General features: G+C 49.8%; 8 protein-coding genes. 4 read left to right on the plus strand and 4 right to left on the minus strand.

Annotated features, from left to right (window positions below; genetic code table 11):
- Nucleotides 1-50: 50 nt before the first annotated feature.
- The 4 genes from BST96_RS02700 to BST96_RS02715 all read right to left on the minus strand — a co-directional run bounded on the left by BST96_RS02700 (nucleotide 51) and on the right by BST96_RS02715 (nucleotide 7,001).
- Nucleotides 51-2,033, minus strand: coding sequence for an NAD(P)-binding protein (locus BST96_RS02700; RefSeq protein WP_240554881.1), 1,983 nt, complete (start codon nucleotides 2,031-2,033; stop codon nucleotides 51-53).
- A 71-nt stretch (nucleotides 2,034-2,104) separates the two neighbouring features.
- On the minus strand, nucleotides 2,105-4,636 hold the full coding sequence (locus BST96_RS02705) for a TonB-dependent receptor (protein WP_169713878.1): 2,532 nt from the start codon (nucleotides 4,634-4,636) through the stop codon (nucleotides 2,105-2,107).
- Between the two features lie 889 nt (nucleotides 4,637-5,525).
- Nucleotides 5,526-6,404, minus strand: a complete 879-nt coding sequence (locus tag BST96_RS02710; protein ID WP_085757209.1) for a PhnD/SsuA/transferrin family substrate-binding protein — start codon at nucleotides 6,402-6,404, stop codon at nucleotides 5,526-5,528.
- 18 nt (nucleotides 6,405-6,422) lie between these two features.
- Nucleotides 6,423-7,001: a TetR/AcrR family transcriptional regulator gene (locus tag BST96_RS02715; protein WP_085757210.1), complete on the minus strand. Its 579-nt coding sequence runs from the start codon at nucleotides 6,999-7,001 to the stop codon at nucleotides 6,423-6,425.
- Between the two features lie 174 nt (nucleotides 7,002-7,175).
- Between BST96_RS02715 and BST96_RS02720 the strand changes: the two genes are divergently transcribed.
- The 4 genes from BST96_RS02720 to BST96_RS02735 are packed head-to-tail and all read left to right on the plus strand — an operon-like array spanning nucleotide 7,176 to nucleotide 12,554.
- Nucleotides 7,176-8,708 carry a class I adenylate-forming enzyme family protein gene (locus BST96_RS02720; protein ID WP_085757211.1) on the plus strand — a complete coding sequence of 511 codons (1,533 nt, stop codon included), beginning with the start codon at nucleotides 7,176-7,178 and terminating at the stop codon, nucleotides 8,706-8,708.
- 50 nt (nucleotides 8,709-8,758) lie between these two features.
- Nucleotides 8,759-10,201: an aldehyde dehydrogenase family protein gene (locus tag BST96_RS02725; protein ID WP_085757212.1), complete on the plus strand. Its 1,443-nt coding sequence runs from the start codon at nucleotides 8,759-8,761 to the stop codon at nucleotides 10,199-10,201.
- Entirely contained in the window at nucleotides 10,198-12,132 is a 1,935-nt protein-coding gene (locus tag BST96_RS02730) for a flavin monoamine oxidase family protein (RefSeq protein WP_085757213.1), read from the plus strand. The genes BST96_RS02725 and BST96_RS02730 overlap by 4 nt, the downstream gene beginning before the upstream one ends.
- Before the next feature lie 14 nt (nucleotides 12,133-12,146).
- Nucleotides 12,147-12,554 (plus strand): hypothetical protein, encoded by a 408-nt coding sequence (locus BST96_RS02735; protein ID WP_085757214.1) that lies wholly within the window; start codon nucleotides 12,147-12,149, stop codon nucleotides 12,552-12,554.
- Nucleotides 12,555-12,585 lie beyond the last annotated feature (31 nt).

A 12,585-nucleotide genomic window follows, 5' to 3' on the forward strand; every position in this document is an offset into this window, starting at 1 on the left:
CCTTTTCTTTAATGGTTAGAGATGCCTTTTACTAACTAAAACACCGGGAATTATGCTGGGGAGTGGCTTGTTTGTTCTTCAACGGCGCGCCAGGCGGCGTCCCAGGCTGCATCCATAAAGGCCCTGGCTTCGGAGTCGGAATTGGCGATGGATATTCGGCCAAACTGTGCCCGACCGATCTCATGGGGCGCCTTGCCCTCCGGCCATTCTGGATCATCAAGCGCCAGATACTGATAGGCATAACCATGTGAGATCCTGTTGACGGTAATGGCTTTGATATCAGTCTCTTGATTGAAACCCAGGGGCCCCAGTGTTGCCTGTAACTGGTCGCGAATCTGCTTCTCATAGTCTGCAAAGCTTGTTGCATAGATCTTGTGGCGCCCGACCCGGAGCAAGTCTCGCCCTTTCACCCCCTTCTGCGAAATGGATATCGGGGATGACATCATAAATACCGCCATGGGGTCTTCAGGTTTACTCGGTGGTTGGTAACCGCCAACAGACATTGTGGGCGCCGTACTGATTATCTGAAAGGGGTCTTGCGGACACTGGATCATCGATGTCCCTAGCTTCGAAAACGCTTGCCCGTTCTCCAACAACACATTGGCATAGACAAACGGGACCTTAACACCGTACTTGAGGGCTTCTTTCTGGGCTTCAGGCAACTCTGGACACAGGTGAGGTATTAGGCCGTTGTAACAGGCTAGTACGCAATGACTGGCTGAGATTCGCAGCGGCTCGCCCTCCTTGACATAATCAATGTGCACCTTGTTGTCTGGTTTTTCGCGTACGCCAACAACGGTGCTGTTAAGCCTGATGCGGGTATTGTTATCGGCTTTATCCAAGGCTTGGTAGTTAAACCGGGATATAGCAACGTCCTCGACGCCCTTCATGTTAGGGGCAACCGCAGGAATCAGCTGTTTGACCAGCATCCGGGCAATGGACGCATTGCCATCCGGAAACATCCGCACATCCAAAAGACTTTCGGAAAACTGCACACTCAAAGAGTCCACCAGACCGCCTAACCAACCCATGGCGCGCAACCCGGCTGCGCCTGAAACGATGGCCTCAAGTACGGACAGGTTCCAACCCGACAGGCCTTTATAGACCATGAGCCAAGCGCTAAAGAGTGGCAATGTGCCCTCCTCCAGACCCACTCGCTCCACCAGAAATTGGTTGTAGCTTACCGAGCTGGCATAGTCGTACTTCTCACTCAGCGACAACTCTGCCAAATAGTCTCGTTCGCCGCCGACAAAGTCGATCAGTTTGTCTTGCTCAGACTCAGCTAATGGGAGCCCTCGAATGGCTTCGACATAGCCTTCAGCCCCATGCAGCATCTTTACCCAGTTCCCATTGCGTACCACATGGCCGTTGGCGCCAGGTAATGCCATCGAGTTTTGCGCGTCATAATTGCCACCCATGGCATAGTCATTGGGCGTGTTTTCCCTGATCCCGTCCAGCACGTCCTTGGTCAGTCCAAGTCCGTTCAGCAAGGCAGCAGAAGACTGGCTGTAGCTAGTGTAATTTTCGATATTCTGTGCGCCGCCTAAACTCAGAACCATCCTGCCGTCGTGATGAAACTCATTGCGCTTGGCATGGCCGCCGAAGTCGTCATGATTATCCAGAATCAGTATTCGCGCCTCAGGCCCCATCTTTTCCCGGTAGTACCACGCCGCAGCCAGGCCGCTCATCCCCGCGCCAACCACCACCAGGTCATAGTGTTCATCCAGTGTCTGGTATTGCGCAGGCTTTTGCCCCTTCCAAGCCAGAGCGTGAGCGACTTCATAGGAGCCTTTATGACTGCCACGCATTCCCGTCAGGGTCGGCGGGTAGTACTGATCAATACCCGGGGGGCTAAATGGCATCGGGGCCTGTGTCGTAACCAGCGCTGACGGTCCCTTATCAGCACCGCAAGCCTGGAGCATCAAGCCACCAGTGCCTATCGCTACGCCGTTGATAAAGTCACGCCGAGTGATGCTTTTGCTGATTTTCCCTGCCGACTGGATTGACTCTGAGCCACGTTTTTTTCTTGTCACTGAAAGCCTCCAAATCGGCACTGACATTGACCCGGTTTTGGGTCCTATTAAATAAGGGGAGAGCCCGCCCGCTAAAAGTTATAGCGCAACGATACTCCCCAGGTTCTCGGCATACCGGCATAACGCATCGTAGTGTCTGTCTGCGTCTGCACGCTGTTCCAATAGTACTCGTCAGTCAAATTCCGTCCCCACAGGGTGGCTTGCCAGTCGGAACTTGCGCTTGGCGAGACTAAGAAACTGGCTCCTACCAGCGTGTAAGAGTCAACGGCGAAAACAGGGTTACCTTCAAAATCAGCTTGCTGATCATCAGAGTAAGACGCATCAATGGTAAACCTTCCGATCAGTTGATCCGTGATATCAAAACCGTAGCTCATAAGACCAAACGCTTGAATTTCAGGAGAATACTCAAACTCGGAACCGGCAAAGTCGGTAGGCTCCGCGAACTTGTTGTAACCGACATATTCATTGATCTGCGTATCCAGATAGGAGATACCGAATTGAGTCACCAGGTTATCTGTGGCCTGCCAGGTTAGATCCACTTCAGCGCCCATCACCTCTGAATCAGGAACATTGACCAGTCGGGTCAAGGTGTTGAAGATCGGATCTTCTACTTCGCCGAAAACTTGCTTGTCCTCGTAGTCGTAGTAATACACAGACGTATTTAACTGCACAGTCCCTTCCGCCATCGAGGATTTCAGCCCGACTTCATAGGCATCCACTTGTTCCTGTGTCACGGGGTCGTACTGGCTGGCTACGTTTGCTGACAAAGAGGGAAATGCGCCAGATTTATAACCCCGGGAATAACTTACATAGAGCAAGTGATCATCAGACAGATTCCAGTCTAGCGCTATGCGGCCCGACCAATTGTCTTCATCCAAATTTTTCTTAACCACTTCAACGGGCTGGGGAAAAGGACCTTCACCCGCAGCGAATTCATTGGTAAGGCAGCCACCATTTGGAATGGCAAGCTGAAACGCGACATTCCATACCGCCAGGATATTGCCATCACCGTTAAGATCTCTTGAACAGCCCTCAAAGTCTGCCTCATCTTCCGTATATCTCAGGCCGGTTGTCAGTGTAAAAGCCTCACTTAGCTCCCACTCCACCTGCCCAAATATTGCCCGGGTGTCGGTATCAATATTGGCAAAATTTTGCCAATCTCTGAAACCGCCAATAAACTCGTCAAAGTCAGCCTGTGGCAAAAAGACACCGGCATCAGCATAACCGGTTAGCGTTTGAAATTTCAGCCCTTCGAGGACCGAAGTCTGGCCAGCCCATGGATTGGAGCGGTCCTCCGTTTCATCAGAAGATATAAAGACACCGGCAATAAACTTCAGCTGATCATATTCACCGGTGATACGAAACTCCTGTGAGAATGATTCGATCGATCCTTCGTCGTTAAAGACCACAACTTCATACTCAGTCCCGTCGCGATCATAGAAATCATCGCGCTCAAAGTCGGCGTAGCCGGTAAGGGAGGTAAGGGTCAGTGTGTCAGAAAGGCTCCAATCAAATCTTAGGGATAAAGACAGCATGTCATTATCCTGGGTAAACTTGTTGGGTCTGGGTGTAGCCGTTGAACCAGGCCAAGAATCTGAACTCTCGTAAGAGGTGCCATAGATAGCATTAAAAACGGGTATCCAGCCGGCACCCGGCCCAGTATTGGGTTGATCTGCCGTAGCCCAATCTGCATCTTGGTTGTCCGGGTTGGTCAGTATGGCGTCCTGAAGACCTGGCACGACAAATATACTGGCCTCAGGGCTGGTTCCTACCTCCGGGTTATAATTGATTGCCTGGCCCGCCTGTCCGTCGGATTTATCTTCCCACCAACTGGCAGAAAACTGTGCTGAAAGCGTTTCGCTTGGCTCCCATAGCAGCGCAAGCCTGGCAGCGCTACGATCAACCTCGCCCAGTTCTGCATCGCGGGACACACTCTTCTGCCACCCTTCGTCTGAACCCTGTGTCTTGAAAGCAATTCTGCCACTCACAGTGTCGGTGATTCCACCATTCACAAAACCCTCAAGCCCCCAGGAATCAAACTCTCCATACTCAACTTCAATCGAGCCTTCGAATTCATCCGTTGGCTTATTGGTGATGTAGTTGATCAGGCCACCCGTTGTATTTCGGCCGTAGAGAGTCCCTTGAGGACCTTTCAAAATTTCGACCCGATCGAAGTCAAAGTTCAAGCCCTTGGACATCACCGGGTAGGCATAGGACACTTCGTCGATGTAAACACCTACCGGAGAGGTAGAGGACATATTAGGCGTATTAAAGCCAATCCCGCGCATCGTATAGATAGGGGTGCCACCGCTGGACGTGGCCATAGTCAGTCCGGGCACGATCTGCACCAGATCTCGGGTGTCATTAATACCCAATGTGTCAAGATCATCGCCACGAAAGGCTGAAATTGCCATACCGATATCGTTGACCGACTGCTCCCTTTTTTGAGCGGTTACGATGACTTCCTCAAGTATTTGCGCGCTGGAAAATGTGCTGGCAAAGGTTGAAATCCCGGCTGCGAATATAGCCTTATACAGTCGATGACGCTGACGTCTCTGACGTGCCTCTAGTGTCAGCTGTGGCAATCTACGGATGTTGTTCATATTATCTTCTCCAGGTGGAAAGCGTGGCTTGAGCAATGCCTGCCTATGAGGCATAACTATAATTTAGTATACCTTTTATTATATTGGTATACTAAATAAAATCAACAGCTAATATAGCCGTGTGTAGAGACTCGAATTTTAATCGGTATCGCGCTACTCCCCCGGCTCGGTAGCCGGTGCTTATCCCGATCGGTCGCCCGGCTTGGTGGTGTTTCCAGCTGCTGCGGAACTCGACCATTTTTGCTGCGCAAAAATGGGGCTCACAAATTACATCGTAATTTGGACGACCTTTAGGTCGCCCGTAGGGTGAAAATATGCCTTAGCATATTTGAATCAAACAGTCCTCGCTAAAAACGCTGGAAACACCACCAAGCCTAAAAGCGCGCCCTGACTGATCGGGATAAGCACCGGCTACCGAGCCTGACTTCTGCTTGTTAAACAGGTTTTGGAAAAGGCCGTGAAATAAAAAAACAAAAGAGTCTTTTGATAGTGCTGTTGAAAGGTTTTATATTCCGCGGAATCTCTATCAGTGTGAGAAGGTAGGTCCAGCAGCGGTGTTGCCCTTATGCCCAATCAGACCACGTTTTTAGCTTGCCAGGGTGACTGACGGGGTTGGGCGAGGACTGTCCGAGTCCCAAAAATTGCACCGCAATTTCCGATGGCGAAGCCACCCGCAGGGTAAGAACACGCCTTAGCGTGTTCTTATCGGTTTTTTTGCAAAGCAAAAAAATGGTCGAGTTCCGCAGCCGTCAGTCACCCTGGCAAGTGAGTGGTCGGGCATAAGGGCAACACCGCTGCTGGGCCGGGTAACAATGCAACCCTTGATGCCAGCGAGTCAGAATTTATCCCGGACAGCAATGCGCGCGGGTCAGGTTGCCATCAATCTATACTAAGCCTCACAGGCTATATCAGGCCGAGTAGCAGGAAATAACGGCAGTAATTTTTTATAATCGTGTTCTGATGCAGTGCGGGAGGGGACTTTCAGCAACTCTTCAAGTAAGTCACCGAATTCAGTTAAATAGATCTCTTGAAAACGCCGTAACAACTCAGAGTCCGCCCTCGGATTCGCCAGAGTGATCCAGTAAGGCACATCATAACTGACAGGGAACACCGTTAATTCACGCCTTTGCTTTTCGCCCAGATACTCCAGATTCATCTCACTCTCAACCACGACATCAAACTTACCGCTATACAAGCCAACCAATAATTGATCCACCCAGGGAACATTAACAACCTCAACTTTATTGAGAAGGTCCGGATAATTCGCTGCTAATTTTTCGCGCAGCATCACCAGCCCCGTATCATCGAAGTCCATAGCGCCCAATTTTTTTCCCTCTAATTGCTCAAGCGAAAGCACTGGAGCCTTTTTTTTACTAATCAGCACATTCGCATAAACCTGATCGGTACTGATAACGGGTATATAACCTAACTTCTCTACCGCATAGGGAACCCAGGACAAAGGCAGATCAACAACATCAAACTGATAATTTTCTATCGCCTTAAGATGCTTACAGCTTGTTCGGGAAAATTTAGTCTCTATATTGACAGGCATACTAATTCGCATCTGGGAAAACAACTTGTCAAATTTTGCAGAAAATATCCTGTCCTCAGACCAGCTGACATAACCTAGCCTAAAACAAGGTTTTTCCGGCACACAAGCCGAGTCTGGGTAGCTTTCAGCCGACGCTGGCAGGGACGCGAAAAAACTTAGAAAAAAGGCCCATACGGCATAGGATTCTTTCTTCATAATCATCCCTCTCTTTATCATCAAAATAATGAAGTGGCTCTATTTAAGCGCCTTTTTTGAACCTGGATTGAACCTGGACTGGACATAGTCTACTACCGCTTCGCGGACAGTTTCTTTCTCTGCTTGCCACGGCCTACCCGAACCCACAAACAATGTTGTCCCTTCTACTAAGGACAGAATAAAAAGAGCTTCAGCCCGTGGAGACTTGCTACCAACGGCTTCGAACAACCGCTCTATAATCTGCAAGTACTCCTCATAGATCTCGCCCACTAAATCGGCCACCAGTGGCTCAACCTCTGCCATGGCCCACAGTTGCGGCCAAAGTTTATCGGATTGCAGCGCGCTATCGATGGAGTCGTCAAGAATAAATTGGACAATATCATCAACGTTTGGCGTATCAACTTCACCCGCCACCAATTCAAAAGACTGGCGATATTCATCAGCAATATAACCCACCAAGGCCCGTAACATATCGTCCCGGGTTTTATAGTGGTATTGCAGAGCGCCTAGCTTTAGATCACTAGCGCGGGCCAAAGCTCGCATGGTCAGACTGCCATAGCCCTGCCCCGCAATAATCTCTATAGCTGCCTGCAATATCTGCTGTTTGCGTTCACTCATTGCTTTCTATTCCACCAGTTGACATGTCATTAGACATGGTAGAACATGTCATACGACATGCCAAGCCTATTTGCTGTCCAATTATACAGATAACCAAGGCCAGGATCTTTTTAAATTCTCCATGACAGGCATCAAACATGGGCGGCATGCCCAACATTATCCATAGGAATACTCATGCAGCAAAACGCTATCGCACACATTATCACGGATTCGGCACAACGCTTCGGCGACAAAACCGCTTTAATTATTGGGGATCAACGGTTCAGTTATGCTCGCCTTGAAGCGCTGTCTAATCAGGTCGCCAACAGCCTGATGGCCAGCGGGGTCTCAACGGGAGATCGAGTCACCCTCTATGGCGCCAACGCCTGGGAGTGGGTGGTGAGCTATTACGGTGTGTTAAAAACCGGCGCGGTAGTCAACCCCATCAATGTCATGCTAACGCCGGAAGAAGTGGAATTTGTGGTAGCCGACTGCGGCGCAAAAGCCATTATTGCGTCTAAAGAGAAAGGCTTGCCACTTATCGGTTTGGAAAGCCGTTCAACCGTAGAAAAATTAATTTTATACGGCGATGATATTCCGGCCGAAGCCATCGCCTTTGAGCAACTGATTGAGGGAGCCTCTGAGACTTTTACCAGTCCAGCCATAGACACCGACGCCCTTTCAACCATCTGCTACACCTCGGGTACCACCGGTAAACCCAAAGGCGCCATGTTGTCGCACAAGGCGGTGATTACCAATTTTATGATGACCGCCTTGATGCATGGCCGCTGTGAAAGCGATGTGTTCGTCACCGCTTTACCCTGCCCCCATGTCTACGGCAATGTGGTGATGAGCGGCTGTTTTCAAAGCGGCGGCACGCTAGTGCTGCATTCCACGTTTGATCCTGAGCAGATTCTTGAATCCATTGAAACGTACCGGGCGACGGTATTCGACGGCGTGCCCACCATGTATATGTATATGCTGGAGAGCCCCACGCTCGAACAGCGGGATTTATCCGCCATGCGCCTGTGCGCCGTTGGCGGTCAAGCAATGCCGCTAGCCAAGATGAAACAGGTTGAAACCAGATTTGCCTGTCCCCTCGTCGAGCTCTGGGGCATGACTGAGCTGGCAGGGCTAGGCACCACCTTCGCGCATAATGGCGATTATCGTCATGGCTCGATTGGTGTATCACTGCCTTACACTCAAGCAAAAATCATCAGCACTGAAGACCCAAGCGCTGAAATACCCAACGGTGAAATTGGCGAACTGTCTATCAAAGGCCCCATGGTTATGCAGGGTTACTTCGGTAACGAAGCAGGCACCCGGGAAGTATTAAGTGACGATGGCTGGCTGCGCACCGGTGATGTAGCCCGCATCGACGACAAGGGCTTTATCACCATTGTTGATCGCATCAAGGACATGATTCTTACCGCTGGCTACAACATTTACCCCGCCGAATTAGAGAACACGATAGCCGCTCATCCGGACGTCGCTTTAGTGGCCGTAGGCCCGATACCCGACGAGCTTAAAGGCGAACTGGCCAAGGCCTATATCGTATTAAAACAAGGGGCCAAACCAACCGGGGAAGAGATCATCAGCTTTTGCCGTGAACATCTTGCCGCCTACAAAGTCCCCCGTGCCGTCCAGTTTGTTGATGATGTGCCTAAAACATCGACCGGAAAAATTATGCGCCGCGAACTGATTGGTTTGCACGAAGCGCAGCAATAAATAAATAGATAAATAGATAAATAATTTAAAAGAGTCAGCAGGAGAACAGCATGATTGAATTCGATAGCCATTACGTAATGACCATTAATGGCAAAGCCGCTACCAACGACAGCACCCAGCCCGCTTTTAACCCTGCCACCAAACAGGAGATTGCACAGGTGCCCGATTGTTCAGAGGCGCAACTGGATACAGCCGTTGCTGCATCGAGACAAGCCTTCAAAACCTGGAGCGCTACACCGATAGCCGAACGACAGGCCATGATGGTCCAATTAGCCGACTTGCTGGAAGAGCACGCCGAAGAATTTATGGCGCTACTGACCAAAGAACAGGGCAAGCCTCGTGCCGGGGCGGAATGGGAAATTTTCGGCTCAGCCCTCTGGCTAAGAGAAATTGCCAAGCAAACATTGCCTGATGAAAACGTTGAAGAGACCGACGAGCGCAAAGTCGTTACACGCTTTACCCCACTGGGTGTGGTGGGTGCCATTGTGCCCTGGAACTTTCCTATGCTGCTGGCCGTTTGGAAAATTGCACCTGCATTGGCTGCGGGCTGTACGGTGGTTTTAAAACCCTCACCTTACACCCCCTTATGCAACCTGAAGTTTGTTGAACTTGCGCAACAAATTTTACCGCCAGGCGTGTTGAACTGTGTATCCGGCGGCAATGATCTCGGACGCTGGATGACAGCGCACCCCGATATCAACAAAATTGCCTTTACTGGCTCCACAGAAACCGGGCGCCATGTTTACCGCTCCGCCAGTGAAACCATCAAGCGTCTCACACTGGAATTAGGCGGCAATGACCCCGCTATTGTGATGCCTGATGTTGACGCCAAAGCCGTGGCGCCGCAATTATTCTGGGCAGCTTTTCAAAATAACGCTCAGTTTTGTAACGCTACCAAACGCCTCTATATTCATGAATCGGTTTATGACGAAGTGCGTGACGCCTTGATTGATTTTATCAACCAAGAAATCAAAGTGGGTGACGGCGCCGATGCTGACACCAGCCTTGGCCCCATTCAAAACTCGATGCAATACGAAAAGGTGCAAAACTATTTTGCCGACTGCCAAAATAATGGCCACGCTTTTGCCCTGGGTGGTGACATTGATACCACTGCGCCCGGTTGGTTTGTACCGGTAACGCTGGTTGATAATCCGCCGGAAGATTCTCGCATTGTTCAAGAAGAACCTTTCGGGCCTATTTTACCGCTATTAAAATGGTCCGATGAAAAAGACGTTATCGCCCGTGCCAACGATACTATTTATGGTCTGGGTGCATCTGTGTGGGGTGAAGATTTAGAGGCGGTGCAACGCGTTGGCTCACAACTTGAAGCTGGCACGGTATGGCTCAATGAAGTGCATCAATACTCACCTCACCAAGCCTTTGGTGGCCACAAACAATCAGGACTAGGCTGTGAAAACTCACTGCACGGCTTGATGGAATATACCAACTGGCAAACCACTACCCTGAACAAAACCGGGGTGAAGTCAGCATGAAGAAAAAAATTACTCGCAGAGATTTTCTCAATGGCGCTGCGATTGCTATTGCGGCGGGGGGCACACTATCGCCCAGTACTTTGCTGGCTTTAGAACAAGCTAAGCAATCTGCCTCCCCAACCGGGCCAGGTAAAGACTACTACCCCCCCACCCTCACAGGCATACGCGGTAGCCACAAAGGCTCTTTTGAAGTATCCCATCAACTGGCATGGGCTAATCAAAAGCCCGACCATTACCAGCCATTGAATGAAGAGTATGACCTGATTGTTGTCGGTGCCGGTATTAGCGGCCTCGCTGCGGCTTACTTTTATCGCCAGCAACACGGCGCCGATAAAAAGATTTTAATTGTAGATAACCACGATGACTTTGGCGGCCACGCCAAGCGTAATGAATTCCAACACGGTGATCGTACCCTGTTAGGCGTTGGCGGCAGCGTTAACCTGGAGGCCTACGCTTTCAGCGATACAGTAAACCGCGTATTGGAAGAGCTGGGCGTCGACCTCGACAAACTCAATGCGGCACGTGACCCCAATTACATTCTGTCAAATTTTAATGCTGATTCCGGCTATTTTCTCAATAAAAAATATTTCGGCCAGAATAAAATTGTGCAAGGAAACTGGGCGAAGCTATGGAGCGGTGATGAACAAGCGCTAGAACTGCTTAACGAGCTAGGCCTGCCCGCTGAACAGCAACAACGTTTGCGCGACCTGATCACGGGAGAGAAGGACCTACTCGATGACCTGTCTTTACTCGAAACAATAGACTACATCGCAGCCACCTCTTACGAGAAGTTTCTAGTTAGCCGAGCAGGACTCACGCAAGAAACGCTGATGTTGTTCGAACCTTTCAACAAAATATTAATGGGTGTAGGCACCGACTCGGTCTCCGTCGAAGAAGGCATATTACTCGGATACCCCGGTGCTAATAGCGTCGGTTACACCGGCCAGTTGGCTAATACGTTATTAAACTATGCTAAAGAAGATTTGAGATTCCCTATATTTCCCGACGGCAACGCCTCGATTGCCCGCTTGCTGGTGCGTAAACTGATTCCCGAGGTCGCCCCCGGCAACACCATGGAAGATATCATCGATGCACGCTTCGACTATAGCCAGCTTGATCGTAGCGGCTCAGCCGTGCGCATTCGCCTAAACAGCACAGCCGTTAATGTTAAAAACGTGAATGGCGGTGTTGAAATGTCTTATGTACAAAATGGCAAACCGTCCACACTAAAAGGCAAGCATAGTATCTTGGCCTGTTACAACGGTCTTATCCCGCACTTGTGCCCAGAGCTGCCAGAGAACCAAAAAGAAAATTTACAATACGGAGTAAAAGTACCGCTAGTAATGACCAACGTTTTACTGCGCAGCGGTAAAACGGTGAATGCATCGGGCCCCGCTCAGTATCATTGCCCCGGTAGCTATTTCGCCGTTGTCAGCAAAGCTCCGCCTGTTAACCTTGGAAATTACCAAGATAACAGCGAAGGCAGCAATCCCTTGGTGCTGTGGATGTGCCATGCACCCGCACCCCGCAACAACGGCGAGCAGAACACCCGAGATTTATTCCGCCTGGGGCGTCACAGCCTTTACCGCACCTCCTTCGACACCTATGAACAAGAAGTAAAACAACAACTGACGGCCATGTTCGGCGCCAACGGCTTTGATGCCGATCGCGATATCGAAGCCATCACCGTCAATCGCTGGTCCCACGGTTACGCTTACAGCTACAGCACACTGTTTGATCCTGACTGGGAAGAGGGAAAAACGCCTCATGAATTGGGCCGGGCACCGATAGGCCGTATCAGCATCGCCAACTCCGACTCTGAAGCTTCCGCCTCTGTTCAAGCGGCTATCGATACGGCTGAACGCGCGGTTGGCGAACTCAACCAGGCCAATAAATCCAAAGACTCAAATACATTAAGTTCAAAACCGTAGCAAAGGAAAATTTAATGAGCCTTTTAAGACTATTAAGACTATTAACAACGACATTAGCCATTATCTTATTACCGATAGTGACACAAGCCGACGAGAAGCTGAATCAAGATGAGTTAAAAGCACTGCTTATCGATAGCACTATTATTGGAACCTTTAAGTGGGGTTTTCTTAAATTTGACTTCAATGAATATTATTCTGAGAACAATAAAATTATAGGTCAGGACGATGATGGTGAATACACAGGCAGCTATCAAATACATGAAGAGGGTTGCTTTAACATAAAATACGATGATGAAAACACCAGCGCCAATGGCTGTTATTACTATCAAGCCAAAGGTGATCAATATCTGATTACAGCACCCACTGGCGATGAGGTATTAGTGACCGTAAAAAAAGGCAAACACCTGAATTTAGGGAAATAACGGAACAAGGGTTAACAATAACACACCAACC

It is taken from the genome of Oceanicoccus sagamiensis (genome assembly GCF_002117105.1).
Lineage (GTDB): Bacteria > Pseudomonadota > Gammaproteobacteria > Pseudomonadales > Dasaniaceae > Oceanicoccus > Oceanicoccus sagamiensis.